We start from the raw sequence: 18097 nt of genomic DNA, 5'->3' as shown, positions 1-18097 counted from the left end.
GTTGTCGGTGGTGGGTCCGACTGGGCTGCTGGGGGCGGCCGTTGACCAGGCGCGGGTGTCGTCGGGGGCTGTGGGCGGTGCTGAGGTGCCAGAGGCTGCCGATGGCCAGGCGCGGGTGTCGTCGGCGGCGGGCCTGGCTGGGGCTGGGCTACTGGGAGCGGCCGGTGACCAGGCGGTGGCGTCCTCGCCGGTGGGCCCAACTGGCGTGCTGGGAGCGGCCGGTGACCAGGCGTCGGTGTCGTCGACGGTGGAGCTCTTCGCGGCGGACGCGGAGGCGCCGGGGCCGGATGTGGAGGGGCTGGCGGGGCGGGCGTCGGTCGGACGGGGGCCGGATGGGTACGGCGCGGTGGGGTGAGCGTCAGCCGGCCGAGTGTCGGCGGGATAGGGCGCGTTGCCACCGGAGGGCGACCACACACCACGGGTGGGCGCGCCGCCCGTGGGATCCGTGAACGACTCGCCTCGCCAAGGGGTGTCCGGCCGGAGCCGATCGGTGGACTCCGAGGGAGGCTCGGGGGCAGGGCTGGAGGGGGGAGTCGACGGGCGAGCGGGGCTCTGCCGGTCAGGTGCCTGATGCGGAGGCTCGGTTGGCGGCCGGGGAGGTGTTACCGGGCGAGGGGGGTCCTGGCGGAGCCGGTCGGACGGCTGAGGCGAGGGCTCGGCCGCGGGGCGGGGCGGGGTGGTGGAGCCGGCAGATGTCCCCGGACAGGTCGGGACGTAGCGCTGCCGGTCGGACGGCTCACGCGGAGGCTCGGCCTCGGGGCGCGGCGGAGCCGCCGGGCCGGGAGGTGCTGCCGGGCGGGTCGAATCCTGGCCGAGCCGGTCGGCCGGCTCACGCGGGGGCTCGGCCGCGGAACCGGACTGGGTACCGGAGTCGGCAGAGGTCCCCGGACGGGTGGAGGCGTACTGCTGCCGGTCGGACGACTCACGCGAAGGCTCGGCCGCGGGGCGCGGCGGAGTCGCCGGGGCGGGAGGCGTTACCGGGTGGTTCGAGTCCTGGCCGGGCCAGTCGGACGGCCGCAGCGGAGGCTTGGCCGTCGGCCCGGGCGGGGTGCTGGAGCCAGCAGACGTCCCCGGACGCGTGGGGACATAGCGCTGCCGGTCGGACGACTCACGCGAAGGCTCGCCCTCAGGACGCGGCGGAGTCACAGGGCCAGGAGACGTTGGCGTACGGGTCGAGTCCTGGCGGGGGCGGTCGGACGACGGATGCGGGGCCTCGTTCGCAGGGCGCGTCGGGGTGCCCGGGTCGGCGGATGTCCCCGGCCGGGTCGGGACATAGCGCTGCGAGTCGGATGACTGACGCGGAACCTCCGCCGCCGAACCCGGCGAGGCGGCGGGGTCGGCGGACGTTCCCGGGCGCGTGGGGACATAGCGCTGCGGGTCGGACGGCTCACGCGGAGGCTCACCGTCAGGGCGCGGCGGAGTCGCCGGACCGGAAGTCGTCGCCTGGCGAGCAGAGTCCCGACCGAGCCGCTCGGCCGCTTGAGGCGGAGCCTCGCCGGCCGGACCGGGCGGGGTGTCCGGAAAGCGTGCCGAGGCTGGAGGAGGCGGTGGGCTCACGGGGTCCATCGCACGGGGTGCGAAAGGCCGAAGGCCGGGAAAACGTGGCCGCCCGTCGGAGGACACCGGCGCGGAACCGGACGCATCACGACCACCGGAGCCGCCGTTCTGAGACGCGGTACGAGGATCGGAGCCGGTGCTCGAAGACACCGCGCCGGCGTCAAACCCGTTGCCCGGGGACCCGGTACGCGCGTCGGGGCCGTTCCCCCGGAACACCTCGCCCGCATCGGAACCGCCGTTCTGCGGCGCCGTACGCCTCCCGTCACCGCGGTCCCACCACCCCGTGCCGAACCCGGCGCCCCCGCCCGCGTTCCCACTCCCCGTCGACGCCGTACCGGAACCCACCCCACGCGACGGCACGTCAGACCCCGGCGAGAACGGCTCTCCCCCAGTTCGCGAAACCCCCGCGGCCCCGGAGTTGCCCGAGCCCGACACACCCGTACCGTCGCTCGGTCGCGGCGCATCCCCCGCCGCCCGTCGCCCCTTCGCGTGGGCGCCCGAAGCGGGCCGCCGGTCCGACGACCCACCGTTCGTCCGCGTACCCGGCATCCCCGGCGCACTCCACGCGTCCCACGAACTCGAAGTACTCGACGCACCAGGCCTGTTGGGCGTACCCGGCGTCCCCTGTCCACCCCTCAGAGCGGAACCCGGAGTGCCCCCCGAGGCCGGACCCAAGCCGGAACCCGAACCCGGGACGGGCCCCCAAGCGGAACCCGAGACCGGACCAGAAACAGAGCCCGAAGCAGAAACAGAACCCGGAGCAGAGCCCGGACCCGAAGCCGGAGCAGAACCCGACGCGGCACCCGGCCCAGCCCCCGAAGCCCCCGCCATCCCGGAAGTCCCCGTCGCCCCCGTCAGCCCTGACGGCCCCGTCGTCCCCGAATCCCCCACAGCACCAGAATGTGGTCGGTCCAAGTCCTCGCCCGTTGCATCATCGGCCGGCGGCCGCCCCGCCAAGTCCGTCACGTTCCCCGAATTCGTCCCGTTCGCCGAGTTCACAGGACTCACCGAGCCCGTCGACCCCACCGAACCCACTGATCCCATCGGTCCCGCCGGTCCGGGGGCGCGTCGCGCTTCCGTGCTCATGCACCCCCCGTTTCCTCGTACCCGGGCCACCGTTGTTCGTATGCGGGCCGGTGTAGTCCTGCCCCTGCTCGTATACGGACCGGCGTCCACCCCGCTCTCACCCGGCACGACACAAAATCAAAGTCGTCCCGAGCACGCATACCCGCGGCGGCGGACCGCCATCCCGGGCGCGGTCGAACGACCGGCGGCGTTTCCTCCGTGCGTGCGCGTCACTCTACGGGTTGACCCCTCGCGAACGGGAACCAGTCCATGCCCCCGGGGCATCTGCCCGGAACGTCCCCCTACCCTGCGGTAATCCTGTCTGGCAGGCTGCGTTCATGACTGCGCGCGCCGCCGACCGGGCCCGTTACGACCGGGCCACCGCCCACCTCGACGCCCCACTCGCGATCGTCGACCTGGACGCCTTCGATGCCAACGCGGACGACCTCGTCCGCCGGGCCGGTGGCAAGCCGGTCCGCGTCGCCAGCAAGTCCGTCCGCTGTCGAGCCCTCCTCGAACGGGTCCTGGCCAGGGACGGCTTCGCGGGCCTGATGTCCTTCACCCTCGCCGAGTCGCTGTGGCTCGCCCGTTCCGGGTTCGAGGACGTCCTCCTCGCCTACCCCTCCGCCGACCACGCCGCTTTCGGCGAACTGGCCAACGACCCCAAGCTCGCCTCCGCCGTCACCGTGATGATCGACGACCCTGCCCAGCTCAAACTCATCGACGACTCACGTGACGGCGGCACCGAAGTCATCCGCGTCTGCCTGGAGTTGGACACCTCGCTGAAGATGCTCGGCGGCCGGGTCCGTGTCGGCGCGCTCCGTTCCCCGCTGCGCACCCCCGCCCAACTCGCCGACATCGCACGGACGGTGTCCCGTCGCCCCGGCTTCAAGGTCGTCGGGATCATGGCCTACGAAGGGCATATCGCCGGCGTCGGTGACTCCGTCGCCGGGCGGCCGTTCCGCTCCCGCGCGATCCGGCTGATGCAGGCCACCGCCAAGCGCGAACTCGCCGAGCGGCGCGCGGAAGTGGTGCGTGCGGTGAGGGCAGTCGTGCCGGACCTGGAGTTCGTCAACGGCGGCGGCACCGGCAGTGTGCAGCACACCGCCGCCGAGGACGCGGTGACCGAGATCGCGGCCGGTTCCGGGCTGTACGTGCCGCGCCTCTTCGACAACTACACGTCGTTCACGGGCCGTCCGGCCGCGCTCTTCGCCCATCCCGTCGTACGGCGCCCGGGCGTCGGCGTCGTCACCGTCCTCGGCGGCGGCTATCCCGCCTCCGGCGCCCCGGGCCCCGACCGGCTCCCGGTGCCGTACCTCCCGGAGGGCCTGCGCTACGACCCCCAGGAAGGGCCCGGCGAGGTACAGACGCCGCTGCTCGGCTCCCCCGCCGACGACCTCCTCATCGGCGACAAGGTGTGGTTCCGGCACGCCAAGGCCGGTGAACTGTGCGAGCGCTTCGACGTGTTGCACCTGATCGAGGGCGACGCGGTGACCTCGACCGTCCCGACCTATCGCGGCGAGGGCATGACGTTCCTCTGACGGACCGGCAGTGAACGAACCCACAAAAAAGCGCGGCGGCCCGGAAGTTGTTCCGGGCCGCCGTCGCCGTATCGGTGTCGCGCCTACATCGGCGTGACGTACGCCCCCGAAATCCCGCCGTCCACAAGGAAGTCCGCGGCGTTGACGAACGACGAGTCGTCACTCGCGAGGAAGGCCACGGCCGCGGCGATCTCGGTCGCCTCCGCGAAACGGCCGACCGGGATGTGCACCAGGCGGCGCGCGGCGCGCTCGGGGTCCTTCGCGAACAGCTCCTGCAGAAGTGGGGTGTTGACCGGCCCCGGGCACAGCGCGTTGACGCGGATGCCCTCGCGGGCGAACTGCACGCCCAGTTCACGGGACATGGCGAGGACACCGCCCTTGGACGCCGTGTACGAGATCTGCGACGTCGCCGCGCCCATCCTCGCCACGAAGGACGCCGTGTTGATGATGGAGCCCTTGCCCTGGCGGCGCATGTACGGGATGGCGGCCTTGCAACACAGGTACACGGACGTGAGGTTGACGTCCTGGACGCGCTTCCAGGCCTCAAGGCCGGTGTCGAGGATGGAGTCGTCGTCCGGCGGTGAGATGCCCGCGTTGTTGAAGGCGATGTCGACGCTGCCGTAGGTGTCGAAGGCCGCCTTGAAGAGCGCCTCGACCTGCTCGGGGTCGGTGACGTCGACCTTCACGAACAGCCCGCCGACCTCGTCGGCCGCCGCCTTGCCGTGGGTCTCGTCGATGTCGCCGCAGACGACGTTGGCCCCCTCGGAGGCGAGCCGGCGCGCGGTGGCGAGACCGATGCCGCTGCCTGCTCCGGTGATGACGGCGGTACGGCCGACGAGTCGCCGGCAAACAATCTCTGAGGTCACTGTGCGGGGCCCTCCGTGCTGGTCGAGACGCTGCTGGTGGAGACGTCGCTGATGAAGACGTTCTTGGTTTCGGTGAAGGCGGTGAGCGCGTCCGGGCCCAGTTCGCGGCCGATCCCCGACTGCTTGAAGCCGCCGAAGGGGGTCCAATAGCGGACGCTGGAATGGGAGTTGACGGACAGGTTGCCGGCCCGCACGGCCTGCGAGACGCGCAGGGCGCGGCCGACGTCACGGGTCCAGATGGAGCCGGAGAGGCCGTAGTCGGTGGCGTTGGCCAGCGCCACCGCCTCCGCCTCGTCCTCGAAGGGGAGCACCACGGCGACCGGGCCGAAGACCTCCTCGACGGCCACGCGTGCGTGCGGGTCGACGCCGGTGACGACGGTGGGCGGGAACCAGAAGCCGGGGCCCTCGGGCGCCTTGCCGCGGATGCCGCCGAGGTCGTCCGTGACGTACGAACGGACGCGCTCCAGCTGGACCTTGGAGATCAGCGGTCCCATGTCCGTCTTCTCGTCGGCCGGATCGCCGACCGTCACGGCCTCGATGGCGGGGGTCAGGAGGTCCAGGAACCGGTCGTAGACCGAGCGTTGGACGAGGATGCGGGTGCGGGCGCAGCAGTCCTGGCCGGAGTTGTCGAGGAAGGACATGGGGGCGGCTGCCGCGGCGGCCTCGATGTCCGCGTCGGCGAAGACGATGTTGGGGCTCTTGCCGCCGAGTTCGAGGGTGACGCGCTTGAGGAGTTCCGAGCCCTTCGCCAACACCTGTTTGCCTACGGCCGTTGACCCCGTGAACACGATCTTCGCGACGCCCGGGTGCTCGACGAGTGCGGTGCCCACGACCGGGCCGTGGCCGGGGAGGACCTGGAAGAGGTTCTCGGGAAGGCCTGCCTCCAGGGCGAGTTCGGCCAGCCGGAGCGCGGTCAGCGGGGTCGTCTCGGCCGGCTTGAGGATGACCGCGTTGCCGGCCGCGAGCGCCGGGGCGGTGCCCCACGCGGCGATCGGCATCGGGAAGTTCCAGGGCGCGATCACGCCCACCACGCCCAGCGGTTCGAGGATCGTGATGTCGAGGCCGCCCGCGACCGGGATCTGCCGGCCGGTCAGCCGCTCCACTCCCCCGGCCGCGTAGTCGAGCAGGTCACGGACGTTGCCGGCCTCCCAGCGCGCGTTGCCGATCGTGTGCCCGGCCTCGCGCACCTCCAACCGGGCCAGTTCTTCGAGGTGTTCGTCGACGGCGGCGGCGAAGCGGCGCAGCAGCCGGGCCCGGTCGGCGGGTGGGAGCGCGGCCCACTTCGCCTGGGCCCGGGCGGCGCGTACGACGGCGGCGTCCACGTCGGCCGCGGTGGCGGCGGGGACGGTGGCGACGACCTCCTCGGTGGCGGGGTTGAGCACCTGGAGTTCAAGCTCGTAGGACAACGAAGGACCTCTCACAGACGTTCGAAGGAGCGACGCAGCTCCCAGTCGGTGACGGCGGCGTCGAAGGCTTCCAGTTCGACGCGTGCCATGTTGCGGTAGTGCGCGACGACCTCGTCGCCGAAGGCGGCCTTGGCGATCGGGCTGTTCTCCCACAGCTCGGCGGCCTCGCGGAGGTTGGTGGGGACGTGCGCGTAGTCGGCGCTGTAGGCGTTGCCCGCGCAGGCCTCCGGCAGCTCCAGCTTGTGCTCGATGCCGTAGAGCCCGGCCGCGACAAGGCCCGCCACCGCCAGGTGGGGATTCACGTCCCCGCCGGGCAGCCGGTTCTCGAAGCGCATGGAGCGGCCGTGGCCGACGATGCGGAGCGCGCAGGTGCGGTTGTCGTACCCCCAGGCGACGGCGGTCGGCGCGAACGAACCCGGCTGGAACCGCTTGTACGAGTTGATGTTCGGGGCGTAGAGCAGCGAGAAGTCGCGGAGCGCGGCGAGCTGCCCGGCGAGGAAGTACCGCATGACCTCCGACATGCCCCCGGGGTCGTCCGAGGACCCCGCCATGGCGTTGCCGCCGTCGGCGTCGGCGAGCGAGAGGTGGATGTGGCAGGAGTTGCCCTCGCGCTCGTTGTACTTCGCCATGAAGGTCAGCGAGACGCCCTCCTGGGAGGCGATCTCCTTGGCGCCGGTCTTGTAGACCGCGTGCTGGTCGCAGGTGACGAGGGCGTCGTCGTAGCGGAAGACGATCTCGTGCTGCCCCGGATTGCACTCGCCCTTGGCGGACTCGACGGTCAGGCCGGCGACCGTCATGTCGTTGCGGATCCGGCGCAGCAGCGGCTCGATGCGCCCGGTCCCCAGCACCGAATAGTCGATGTTGTACTGGTTGGCCGGGGTGAGCCCCTTGTAGCCCGCGTCCCAGGCCTGTTCGTACGTGTCCTTGAACACGATGAACTCCAGCTCCGTACCGACCTGCGCGGTGAAACCGTGCTCGGCGAGGCGCTCCAGCTGGCGGCGCAGGATCTGGCGGGGTGCGGCGACCACCGGCGATCCGTCGTTCCAGGCGAGGTCGGCGATGAGCATGGCGGTGCCCGCGTTCCAGGGCACGAGGCGGAGGGTGGACAGGTCCGGGTGCATGGCGAAGTCGCCGTAACCGCGCTCCCAGGAGGACATGGTGTAGCCGTCGACCGTGTTCATCTCGGTGTCGACGGCGAGGAGGTAGTTGCAGCCCTCGGTGCCGTGCCGGAGGACGTCGTCCAGGAAGAACTGGGCGGCGAACCGCTTGCCCTGGAGCCGCCCTTGCATGTCGGGGAAGGCCAGGACGACAGTGTCGATCTCACCACCGGCGACGAGGCGTTGGAGTTCCTCGACGCTCAGTGGGGGTGTGCGGTCTGCCACGGGAAAGCCTCCTTCGGCTTCTACGGTCAGCCGGAAGCCATAAGGTATTGCGGAGAACCATTGCTTGGGAAGGGGGTGCCGCCATATGTCGCTGGATGCGGAGAACGGGCTTGAGGACCGGTTGACCCCGGTACTGCGGCCGGTGCGGGCGGGCAACGGATTCGAAGAGGCGCTGGAACAGATACTGCAGGTCGTACGGCTGGGTCTGGTGCCGGGGGGCGAACGGTTGCCGGCCGAGCGGGAACTGGCCGAGCGGCTCGGGATCAGTCGGGTGACGCTGCGCGAGGTTCTGAAGGTACTGCAGGACCAGGGCCTCGTGGAGTCGCGGCGCGGACGCTACGGCGGGACCTTTGTCCTGCCGAAGTCGGACGCGGGCGGCGAGGACGAGCTGCGGCGCCGGATCAGCGCGGTCGACATCGAGGACGTGCTGCGGTTCCGGGAGGTGCTGGAGGTCGGCGCGACGGGCCTGTGCGCGACGCACGGCCTGACGTCCGAACAGGCGGGACGTCTGCGGGACGCCCTCGCGCGCACGCACGACGCCCCGCTCGCCGACTACCGCCGCCTGGACACCCTGCTCCATCTGACCCTGGCCGAGCTGTGCGGTTCACCGACCCTGACCGCGCAGTACGCGGCGGTACGGGCCACGGTGAACGACCTCCTCGACTGCATCCCCCTCCTCGTCCGCAACCTGGAGCACTCGCAGCGGCAGCACATCGCGCTGGTCGAGGCGGTGCTGGACGGCGACGCGGACGGGGCGCGGGAAATGATGCGGGAGCACTGCGCGGGGACGGCGGCACTGCTGCGCGGGTTCCTGGCGTGACCGCCTGACCAGCGGGGTAGTTCAAGGGACTCAATGGTTCCCCTGGAGTCCATTCAAGTCGCACAACGCGCGGAGGAACGCATGACGGGCAGGCCGCTGATCGGCATCAGTACGTACCTGGAGGCCGGCGCCCGCTGGGGCACCTGGCAGCTGGAGGCGGCCCTCCTCCCGGCCGGCTACCCGCGCCTCGTCCAGCGCGCGGGCGGCCTGGCCGCGATGCTGCCCCCCGACGCCCCCGAGCACGCCGCGGCCACCGTGGCCCGCCTCGACGCCCTGGTGATCGCCGGCGGCCCGGACGTGGAGCCGATCCGCTACGGCGCGGAGCGCGACCCCCGCACCGGCCCGTCCGCCCCCGCCCGCGACGCCTGGGAACTGGCCCTGATCGAGGCCGCGTTGACGGCGGGCATCCCCGTCCTGGGCATCTGCCGAGGGATGCAGCTCCTGAACGTCGCTGTGGGCGGCACCCTCGTCCAGCACATCGACGGCCACGCGGAGACGCCGGGCGTCTTCGGCAGCCACCCGGTCAAGCCGGTACCGGGGACCCTGTACGCGTCGGCGGTACCGGAGGAGACCTCGGTCCCCACGTTCCACCACCAGTCCGTGGACCGCCTGGGCGCGGGCCTGACGGTGTCGGCCTGGGCCGAGGACGGCACCCCGGAGGCCGTCGAACTCGCCTCCGCCGACTGGGTGTTGGGGGTCCAGTGGCATCCCGAGATGGGTGAGGACCTGCGGGTGGTGCGGGCGTTGGTGGAAGCGGCCGCGAAGGCTCGCTAGCCCTGCGTCAGCGAGAGCAGTTCCCGCGCCGGTCCCGTCGGCCGGTGCCCCGTGGGCCACACCGCTCTCAAGTCCCGGGCGAGAGTGACCCCTTCGACCGGGATGCGCACCAGCCTCCGCATCGACAGCTCCTCCCCCACGGCGAGTTCACTCAGCACCGCAGGCCCCGCTCCGCTCACCGCCGACGCCTTGACGGCCGTGGTGGACGACAACTCGATGAGAGGGCGGGCCAGTCCGCCCAGCGCCGTGTCCAGGACCTGCCTCGTGCCCGAGCCCTTCTCCCGCAGGATCAGCGGCGTCGCCGCCAGCTCCGCGGCCGGGACCGGGCGTCGACGGCGGGCCCACGGGTGGGTCGGGGCGGTCACGACGATCAGGTGGTCGTGGGCGATCACCGTGGAGTCCAGTCCCGCGGGCACCGACAGGCCCTCCACGAAGCCCAGGTCCGCCTCGTCCGACAACAGCCGTTCCGCGACCGTCGTCGAGTTGCCGGCGAGCAACGACACTGCGGTGTCGGGGCGTTGGGAGCGCAGGGCGAGGAGCCAGCCGGGCAGGAGGTACTCGGCGATGGTCATGCTGGCGGCGACGCGGAGCCGGGAGTCACGGCGGTGCCGTAGCGCCTGGGCACCCGCGTCGAAGGCGGCCGCCGCCTCGACGACCCGGCGGGCCCAGTCCGTGACGAGGGCCCCGGCGTCGGTCAGGGTCGATCCGCGCGGCGAGCGGTCCACGAGGGCGACGCCGAGCTGCCGTTCCATGGAGCGGATACGGCTGCTGGCCGCGGGCTGGGTGATCCCCAGTTCACGGGCCGCCCCGCCGAGACTCCCGAGCCGGGCCACCGCCAGCAACAGCTCCAGCGCCCCGAGGTCCGGCACCCGGTGCGCTATCGACCCCTCCCGCTGATCATCCATCTCACCGTTGCTCATAAATCCAGTTTATGTCCCCATAGACACATACTCCCTGGTCGCGTGTCTCAGTCGGCGAGACGGTGGAGGCATGGTCACCGCCGTTCGTCATCTCGGACCCAACTGGTACGCCTCCGTCATGGGCACCGCCATCGTCGCCACGGCCGGTGCCGGGCTCCCGCTCCACCTGCCGGGGCTGCGCACGGCCTGCGCCGCCGTCTGGGCCCTCTCGCTCGCGATGCTGCTGGCCCTGCTCGCCGCCCGCACCCTGCACTGGACCCACCACCGCGACCAGGCCCGCGCCCACCTCCTCGACCCGGCGATGGCCCCCTTCTACGGCTGCCTCGCGATGGCCCTGCTGGCGGTGGGCGGCGGCGGACTGGTCGTCGGGCGGGACTGGATCGGGCTCCGGGCGGCGGTCGCGCTCGACGCCGTGCTGTTCGGCGCCGGTACGGCCGTCGGGCTCACGGCGGCCGTCGCCGTCCCGTACCTGATGGCCGTACGGCATCGCGTGCACCCCGCGCAGGCGACCCCCGTGTGGCTGCTGCCCGTGGTCGCGCCGATGGTGTCCGCCGCGCTCGGGCCGCTCCTCGTGCCCCACCTGCCGCCCGGGCAGCCCCGCGAGACGCTCCTCCTCGCGTGCTTCGCGATGTTCGGACTCAGCCTGCTGGCAACCCTGTTGATGCTGCCGCTGGTCTTCGCCCGCCTCGTCACCGGCGGACCGCTGCCCCTCGCGCTCACCCCGACGCTGTTCCTGGTCCTGGGTCCGCTGGGCCAGTCCACCACCGCCGTGGGCAAGTTCGCGGACTTCGCCCCCGGCGCCGTACCCGCCGCGTACGCCCAGGGCTTCACCCTCCTCGCCGTCCTCTACGGCGTCCCCGTCATGGGCTTCGCCCTGCTCTGGCTCGGCCTCGCCACCGCGCACGTCGTCCGCGCCCGCCGCCGCGGCATGCGCTTCGCGATGACCTGGTGGGCGTTCACCTTCCCGGTCGGCACCTGCGTCACCGGCGCCGAGTCCCTGTCCCGCCACACGGGCCTCGCCGTCTACGACGGGCTCGCGATCGTCCTCTACGGCGTGCTGGTCGCCGCCTGGGCCACCGCCGCCGTGCACACGGCCCGCGGCCTGCTCAGCGGTGCGCTGCTCGCAGGGCCGCGCCCAGCACCCGTGGCGCTTCGCCCAGTGACGGCCCGTACCACGTGAGGTGCCGGCCGCTGACGAGCGCGCAGGGCAGATCCGCGAACACCTCCGGGCCGTCGTCGGCCGTGAAGCGGTACGGCTCGTCCGGGAGGACCACCAAGTCCGGTGCCGCGGCCCGCAGTTCGTCGACCGTGGCGCGCGGGTAGCGCTCGGTGTGCGTCGCGTACGCGTGGTCGACTCCCAGGCGGGACAGCACATCGCCCGCGAAGGTGTCCCGGCCCAGCACCATCCAGGGACGGCGCCAGATGGGGACGACGGCGGTCAACCGGCGTGCGGGAGCCGGGAGTTCATCCCACGCCCGCTCGGCCTCGTCCAGCCAGCGCGGGCGGGACGGCGCTCCGCACGCGTCGAGGACCCGGGCGAGTTCACGGAAGGCCTGCGGGACGTCGCGCACCTCGGTGACCAGGACCTCGACTCCCGCCTCGCGCAAGGCAGTCAGGTCCGGAGCGCGGTTCTCCTCCTCGTTGGCGATCACCAAGTCGGGGGTGAGGGCGAGGATCGGGTCGAGCTTCGGGTTCTTGGTGCCGCCGACGCGCGTGACATCGAGGTCCCGCGGATGGCTGCACCAGTCCGTCGCACCGACCACGACTCCCGGAAGCGATACGGCGACCGCCTCCGTCAGGGACGGCACGAGGGACACGACGCGCATCAGCGCTGGCGGTCCTGGACGGCCTCGATGTGCTCGGCCACCGCGACCACGACCACCCGGGTGTCCGGCACGGTCGCGCGCCAGCGGTGCCGGACGCCTCCGGTGAGGTACATCGTGTCGCCGCGTACGAGGCGGTACGCACGCCCCTCCGCCTCGATCTCGACGGCGCCGTCCGCGACGTACATCAACTCGTCGTTGCGGTGCTGGAATTCGCGACCGGCGTCATGGTCGCCGGTGAACTCCGAGGCGTGCAGCTGGTGGTGCCCCCGCACCAGGGAACGCATCCGGGGCGCGGCCGACTCGGGTTCCTCCGCGCGTACGACGTCGACGCTGCACGCGGGGTCGGCGGCGGCGAGGAGTTCGACGGCCGTGGTGCGCAGGGCGTCGGCCACCTTCTCCAGGGAGCTTCTGCTGGGGCGGGCCCGGTCGTTCTCGACCTGGCTCAGGAAGGGCACCGACAGGCCACTGCGTTCGGCCACGACGGCGAGGGTCAGAGAGAGTGCGCGACGCCGCCGCCGTACGGCCGCGCCCACCCGAAGGGGCTGTTCTTTGTGGTCGCCCATCGCTCCGGCTCCCTCCTTCGCTCGTCGGTCCGCAGTTGCCTTGAAGCCTCTTCCGAAGCTGTCTCTGAAGAGTTCTCTGCACCCTACGCATGTTCGGCAAACCGTTTCATGCGCCTGTCACATCCACGTCACACAGCGTGCGATCGGACGTCACAGTTCTGGCCACCGTGCGAGGGCCCGCCGGCCCTCGATCGGCGCGAGAGTTCGTCTCTACTCTTCAATGCGTACGCGGTCGCCTGTGTTCCCGCTCACCTCTCGGGCCTGATTGCGGGGTTTCGTAGCGCTATGTGGTTGGCCGGATCCTGTTCGTACCGGATCGGGGCACCGACAAAGGTGGGCCCCGCCGCGCGAAGGGGGGAACGTGCGGTGGGGCCCACCTCTGGGAAGGCGGCTGCGGGACTGTCAGGTCACCCGGCCGCCTGGCTCTTCGTGACCGGGGCCAACTGGTCGACGAGGCCCGGGTGTTGCTTCAGCCAGGTGCGGACGGCGTCCTGCTCCTCGCCCTTGCCGGACTTCTGGATCTGCGCCTCCAGACCGGTGAGCTGGGCCTCGGTCATCCTGAAGTCCTTCAGCCACTTCCCGACGTCGGGGTTGTCGGCGGCGAAGCCCTTGCGTGCCACGGTGTGCACGCCGTCGCCCTTGCCCCAGGCGTTCTTCGGGTCCTTGAGCTTCTTCAGCTTGTAGTCGCTGTACGCCCAGTGCGGCGACCAGAGCGTGACGACGATCGGCTGCTTCTTGGCGTACGCCCGCTTCAGCTCGGCCAGCATCGCCGGGGTGGAGCCGTCGACGACGTCGTAGGAGCCCTGGAGGCCGTACTCCTTGAGGACCTTGGTCTTCAGGAGGCCCATCATTCCGGCGCTCGGTTCGATGCCGGTGATCTTGCCGCCGAACTCGGAGGCGTGGGTCTTGAGGTCCGCCAGGGTGTTGACGTCCTTCATGTACGCCGGGACGGTCAGCTCCAGGGAGGTGGAGCCGTACCAGCTGCCGAGGTCGTCGAGCTGCTTGCCGTACTTCTTCCAGTACTCGGCGTGCGTGGTGGGCAGCCAGGCGTCGGTCTGGAAGTCGACCTGGCCGGTGGCGACGCCGGTGTACAGCGGGCCGGCGGCGTACTGGGTGGTCGTCACCTTGTAGCCGCGCTCCTCCAGGATCTCCTTCCAGAGGAAGGTGGAGGCGATGCCCTCGTCCCACGGGATGTAGCCGATGGTGATCTCCTTGCCCTTGCCGACGTCCGTGGCGGAGGTCGCCTTCGTGCCGGAGGAGGAGCCGAAGACACCCATGCCGCCGGCCACCAGCGCGAGGACGACCACGCCGATCACGGCGAACGCCGGGCGGGGGCGGTGGTTCCAGGGCTTCTCGTTGCCTGCCGCGCGGGCCTTGGCGGCGGCCCTGCGGCCGAGCGGGGAGATCTGGGTGCCGAGCGCGCTGGTCATGCGGTCGAGGTAGATGGCGAGGACGACGATGCCGACGCCCGCCTCGAAACCGAAGCCGATGTCGAGCTGGCCGATGGCCTCGTTGACGGCGCCGCCGAGGCCGCCGGTGCCGACCATGCCGGCGATGACGACCATCGACAGGCCCAGCATGATGACCTGGTTGATGCCCGCCATGATCGTCGGGAGCGCCAGCGGCAGTTGGACCCGCAGGAGTGTGTCGCGCGGTGAGGTGCCGAACGCCTCGGCGGCTTCGACGAGTTCGGCGTCGACCTGGCGGATGCCCAGCTCGGTCATGCGGACGCCGGGGGCGAGCGCGAAGATCAGGGTGGCGATCACGCCGGCCGAGGTGCCGAGGCCGAAGAAGAGGATCGCCGGGATCAGCAGCACCATCGACGGCATCGTCTGGAGCAGGTCGAGAGCGGGCCGTACGACCGCGCTGACCGTCCTGGAGCGGGCCGCCCAGATGCCCAGCGGGATCGAGATCACCAGGGCGATGACGGTCGCCACGAGCACCAGGGCGAGCGTCGACATGGCCCGGTCCCACAGGTCGAGCGAGTCGATGAGCAGGAACCCGGCGAACGCCAGGACACCCGCGACCAGCCCGCGCAGCCACCAGGCGATCACGGCCAGGATGCCCGCGAGGAGCAGGGGTTCGGGGGCGGTGAGGACCGCGTTGATGCCGTCGTACATGCCCTCGACGACCGTCTTGATCGCGTCGAAGAGCCAGGACATGTGGGCGAGGAGCCAGTCGACACCGGAGTCGACCCAGTCGCCGAGCGGGAGCCTAGGCATGGGCGGCCACCTCCTCCGCGGATTCCCCGCCGAGGAACGCGACGAGGCGTTCCTGCGGTACGACTCCTACGACCTCGTCGGCCTCGTCGAGCACCGCGACCGGGTGGGTGAGGCGGGCGCTGAGGGCGCACAGGTCGGTGAAGGGCGTGTCCGGGGTGGCGGTCGCGCAGTCGCAGTCGGCCTCGTGGCCGTCGACGCCGGTGTCCATGACGGAGCTCGCGGTCAGCACGCGGGAGCGGTCGACGTCCTGGATGAAGGAGGCGACGTAGTCGTTGGCGGGGCGCAGCAGGATGTCCTCGGCGGTGCCGGTCTGGACGATGCGGCCGTCGCGCATGACGGCGATGCGGTCGCCCAGGCGCATGGCCTCGTTGAGGTCGTGCGTGATGAAGACGATCGTCTTCTTCAACGACTTCTGCAGTTCCAGGAGTTGGTCCTGCATGTCACGCCGGATCAGCGGGTCGAGCGCGCTGAACGACTCGTCCATGAGGAGCAGGTCGGCGTCGGTGGCGAGCGCGCGGGCCAGGCCGACGCGCTGCTGCATACCGCCGGACAGCTCGTCGGGCCACGAGTCCTCCCAGCCGGCCAGGCCGCACAGGGCGAGCGCCTCGCCGGCGCGGCGTGCGCGCTCGGCGCGGGGCACGCCCTGCACTTCGAGACCGTAGGCGGCGTTCTCGCGGACGCTGCGGTGCGGGAAGAGCGCGAAGTGCTGGAAGACCATGCTGATCTTGCGGGCGCGGACCTCGCGGAGTTCGCGGTCGCCGAGCGCGGTCAGGTCCTGGCCGTCGAAGAGGACGCGGCCCGCGGTGGGCTCCAGGAGTCCGTTGAGCATCCGCAGGAGAGTCGACTTGCCGGAGCCGGACAGGCCCATGACGACGAAGATCTGGCCCGGTGCGACGGAGAAGGACGCGTCGATGACGGCGGCGGTGGTGCCGTCGGCGCGCAGTTCCTCCCGGTCGGCTCCTTCGCGGAGCCGTTCGACTGCCTGGTCGGGTCGTCTGCCGAACACCTTGTACAGATGCTCGGCTTCTAGCCTGGCTGACACGCGTACCTCTCGATCGGGGGCAGGACGGGAGGCGACGGCGACGGACCTGGCAGGCCCCTCGACGGTTGAATGTGCAACCGGCATCGCTCCGAGGCCGCGCCTGCCCATGCTCATGGCGCGCAAACACCGGAGTGGTCCAGCTCACCCACCAGCGGTATTGGTCCCTCCGGGTGACACGGAGGGGTGATCGTCGCCCTGTCGTGCGGCATGATGCGAGGCGTGACCGGACGACTGATGCTTCTCGACACCGCCTCGCTCTACTTCCGCGCCTACTTCGGCGTCCCGGAGTCCGTGAAGGCGCCGGACGGGACGCCGGTGAACGCCGTACGCGGACTGCTCGAGTTCATCGACCGGCTGGTCAAGGACCACCGCCCCGACCAGCTGGTCGCCTGCATGGACGCGGACTGGCGGCCGCAGTGGCGGGTCGACCTGATCCCCACCTACAAGGCGCACCGCGTCGCCGAGGTCCGCGAGAGCGGCCCGGACGCGGAGGAGGTGCCGGACACGCTCTCCCCGCAGGTGCCGATCATCGAGGCCGTTCTCGACGCGGTCGGTATCGCGCGCGTGGGCGTCGAGCGGTACGAGGCCGACGACGTGATCGGCACGTTCACGGCGCACGCCAAGGGCCCGGTGGACATCGTCACCGGCGACCGCGACCTGTACCAGCTCGTCGACGACGCCCGCGGGATCCGCGTCCTGTATCCGATCAAGGGCGTCGGCACGCTCCAGCTCACCGACGAGGCGTTCCTGCGCGAGAAGTACGGCGTGGACGGCCGCGGTTACGTGGATCTGGCGCTGCTGCGCGGCGACCCCAGCGACGGTCTGCCGGGCGTCCCCGGCATCGGCGAGAAGACGGCGGCGAAGCTGCTCGCCGAGTTCGGTGACGTGCCCGGGATCATGGCCGCGATCGACGACCCCAAGTCGAAGCTGACCCCCTCGCAGCGCAAGCGCCTCGACGAGGCACGGCCGTACGTCGCGGTCGCGCCCAAGGTCGTACGGGTCGCGGACGATGTACCGCTGCCCGACGTCGACCCGACGCTGCCGCACGCCCCGCGTGATCCGGAGCTGGTGAGCGCGCTGGCGGACCGCTGGGGACTGGGCGGATCATTGCAGCGACTGCTCACCACGCTGAGCGCATAAGCATTGTTCTTGCCCTCCCTTTGTTGCCTTTACCAAAGAATCTAGTGCTAACTTAGGTAAGCCTAAGCATGGGAACCTGGGAGGCCGTCATGGCAGAACGTCCGGCACGGAAGCCGCGTAAGCCCCACTCAGCGCAGGTCGTCCGCACCGAACGCCTGACTCCCCACATGCAGCGCGTGGTGCTCGGTGGCGAGGGTCTGGCCGAGTTCTCGGCGGACACGTGCACCGACCATTACGTGAAGCTGCTGTTCCCGGCCGGGGGTGCGACCTACCCCGAGCCCTTCGACGTGGAGCGCATCCGCGCCGAGTTCCCGCGTGAGCAGTGGCCGGTGACCCGCACCTACACCGTGCGCGCCTGGGACCCCGAGCACCGCGAGATGACCCTGGACTTCGTGATCCACGGCGACGAGGGCCTCGCCGGCCCGTGGGCGTCCCGGGTCCAGCCGGGCGAGACCGTCCACTTCATGGGCCCCGGCGGCGCCTACGCCCCCGACGCGGGCGCCGACTGGCATCTGCTCGCCGGGGACGAGAGCGCGCTGCCCGCGATCGCCCGTGCCCTGGAGTCGCTGCCCGAAGGCTCCACGGCACACGCCTTCGTGGAGATCTCCGGGCCCGAGGAGGAGCAGAAGATCGACTCCGGCATCGAGGTCGTCTGGCTGCACCGCGGCGACCGTCCCGTCGGCGAGGCGCTCGCCGAGGCCGTACGGGCACTGGAGTTCCCGGAGGGCCGGATGCACGCGTTCGTGCACGGCGAGGCGGCGTTCGTGAAGGACCTGCGGGCCCTGCTGCGCGTCGAGTTGGCGATCCCGCGCGAGGATCTTTCGATCTCCGGGTACTGGCGCCTGGGCCACAACGAGGACGGGTGGCAGGCATCGAAGCGGGAGTGGAACGCGAAGATCGAGGCGGAGCAGGAAGGCGTCGCCGCGTAGGTGCGCCGATGGGGGTGCCACGACGGAGCATTGGCGTCCGCCGC

The 18097-nt window shown here is 71.4% G+C and carries 15 protein-coding genes; 7 read left to right on the top strand and 8 right to left on the bottom strand.

Translation table 11 applies throughout. The annotated features are described in order from the left end of the window. Positions 1-85 precede the first annotated feature (85 nt). Positions 86-355 carry a hypothetical protein gene (locus tag OG714_RS40820; protein WP_406128702.1) on the top strand — a complete coding sequence of 90 codons (270 nt, stop codon included), beginning with the start codon at positions 86-88 and terminating at the stop codon, positions 353-355. A gap of 2605 nt (positions 356-2960) precedes the next feature. Beyond that, complete coding sequence (locus OG714_RS40815; protein WP_406128701.1) at positions 2961-4163, top strand: amino acid deaminase/aldolase; 1203 nt, start codon at positions 2961-2963, stop codon at positions 4161-4163. Between the two features lie 83 nt (positions 4164-4246). Here OG714_RS40815 and OG714_RS40810 read toward each other — a convergent pair whose 3' ends face one another. From OG714_RS40810 to OG714_RS40800, 3 genes are read right to left on the bottom strand one after another with little or no spacing between them, the layout of a single operon-like run. Then, complete coding sequence (locus tag OG714_RS40810) at positions 4247-5029, bottom strand: 3-oxoacyl-ACP reductase (protein ID WP_019064934.1); 783 nt, start codon at positions 5027-5029, stop codon at positions 4247-4249. Beyond that, positions 5026-6435: an aldehyde dehydrogenase family protein gene (locus OG714_RS40805; protein WP_406128700.1), complete on the bottom strand. Its 1410-nt coding sequence runs from the start codon at positions 6433-6435 to the stop codon at positions 5026-5028. The genes OG714_RS40810 and OG714_RS40805 overlap by 4 nt, the downstream gene beginning before the upstream one ends. Before the next feature lie 11 nt (positions 6436-6446). Then, positions 6447-7817: a glutamine synthetase family protein gene (locus OG714_RS40800; RefSeq protein WP_406128698.1), complete on the bottom strand. Its 1371-nt coding sequence runs from the start codon at positions 7815-7817 to the stop codon at positions 6447-6449. An 85-nt stretch (positions 7818-7902) separates the two neighbouring features. Between OG714_RS40800 and OG714_RS40795 the strand changes: the two genes are divergently transcribed. Both OG714_RS40795 and OG714_RS40790 read left to right on the top strand, forming a co-directional pair. Next, the gene (locus OG714_RS40795; RefSeq protein WP_384159568.1) at positions 7903-8637 is read left to right on the top strand and encodes a FadR/GntR family transcriptional regulator; all 735 of its coding nucleotides are present in this window, start codon (positions 7903-7905) and stop codon (positions 8635-8637) included. A gap of 81 nt (positions 8638-8718) precedes the next feature. Further along, a complete protein-coding gene (locus OG714_RS40790) occupies positions 8719-9411 on the top strand; it encodes a gamma-glutamyl-gamma-aminobutyrate hydrolase family protein (protein WP_406128696.1) in 693 nt (230 codons plus the stop codon). On the opposite strand, the gene OG714_RS40785 is transcribed toward OG714_RS40790, so the two are convergent. Continuing rightward, entirely contained in the window at positions 9408-10331 is a 924-nt protein-coding gene (locus tag OG714_RS40785) for a LysR family transcriptional regulator (protein ID WP_406128695.1), read from the bottom strand. The genes OG714_RS40790 and OG714_RS40785 overlap by 4 nt on opposite strands. Before the next feature lie 70 nt (positions 10332-10401). Between OG714_RS40785 and OG714_RS40780 the strand changes: the two genes are divergently transcribed. Beyond that, on the top strand, positions 10402-11511 hold the full coding sequence (locus OG714_RS40780) for a TDT family transporter (RefSeq protein ID WP_406128694.1): 1110 nt from the start codon (positions 10402-10404) through the stop codon (positions 11509-11511). On the opposite strand, the gene OG714_RS40775 is transcribed toward OG714_RS40780, so the two are convergent. The 4 genes from OG714_RS40775 to OG714_RS40760 all read right to left on the bottom strand — a co-directional run bounded on the left by OG714_RS40775 (position 11438) and on the right by OG714_RS40760 (position 15984). After that, complete coding sequence (locus OG714_RS40775) at positions 11438-12157, bottom strand: helical backbone metal receptor (protein ID WP_406128692.1); 720 nt, start codon at positions 12155-12157, stop codon at positions 11438-11440. The two genes, OG714_RS40780 and OG714_RS40775, sit on opposite strands and share 74 nt — an antisense overlap. Beyond that, positions 12157-12720 carry a helix-turn-helix domain-containing protein gene (locus OG714_RS40770; protein ID WP_266767073.1) on the bottom strand — a complete coding sequence of 188 codons (564 nt, stop codon included), beginning with the start codon at positions 12718-12720 and terminating at the stop codon, positions 12157-12159. Before OG714_RS40770 ends, OG714_RS40775 begins: the two co-directional genes overlap by 1 nt. A 407-nt stretch (positions 12721-13127) precedes the next feature. Further along, positions 13128-14942 (bottom strand): ABC transporter permease/substrate binding protein, encoded by a 1815-nt coding sequence (locus tag OG714_RS40765; RefSeq protein WP_406128690.1) that lies wholly within the window; start codon positions 14940-14942, stop codon positions 13128-13130. Beyond that, positions 14935-15984 carry a glycine betaine/L-proline ABC transporter ATP-binding protein gene (locus OG714_RS40760; RefSeq protein ID WP_406128689.1) on the bottom strand — a complete coding sequence of 350 codons (1050 nt, stop codon included), beginning with the start codon at positions 15982-15984 and terminating at the stop codon, positions 14935-14937. The genes OG714_RS40765 and OG714_RS40760 overlap by 8 nt, the downstream gene beginning before the upstream one ends. 210 nt (positions 15985-16194) lie before the next feature. On the opposite strand from OG714_RS40760, the gene OG714_RS40755 reads away from it, so the two are divergent. Then, the gene (locus tag OG714_RS40755) at positions 16195-17124 is read left to right on the top strand and encodes a 5'-3' exonuclease H3TH domain-containing protein (protein WP_406132123.1); all 930 of its coding nucleotides are present in this window, start codon (positions 16195-16197) and stop codon (positions 17122-17124) included. An 89-nt stretch (positions 17125-17213) separates the two neighbouring features. After that, positions 17214-18053, top strand: a complete 840-nt coding sequence (locus OG714_RS40750; protein ID WP_406128688.1) for a siderophore-interacting protein — start codon at positions 17214-17216, stop codon at positions 18051-18053. Positions 18054-18097 lie beyond the last annotated feature (44 nt).

It is taken from the genome of Streptomyces sp. NBC_00989 (genome assembly GCF_045162655.1).
Lineage (GTDB): Bacteria > Actinomycetota > Actinomycetes > Streptomycetales > Streptomycetaceae > Streptomyces.
The sequence above is the reverse complement of the archived record's forward strand: the minus strand, read 5'-3'. Positions and strand labels throughout refer to the sequence as shown.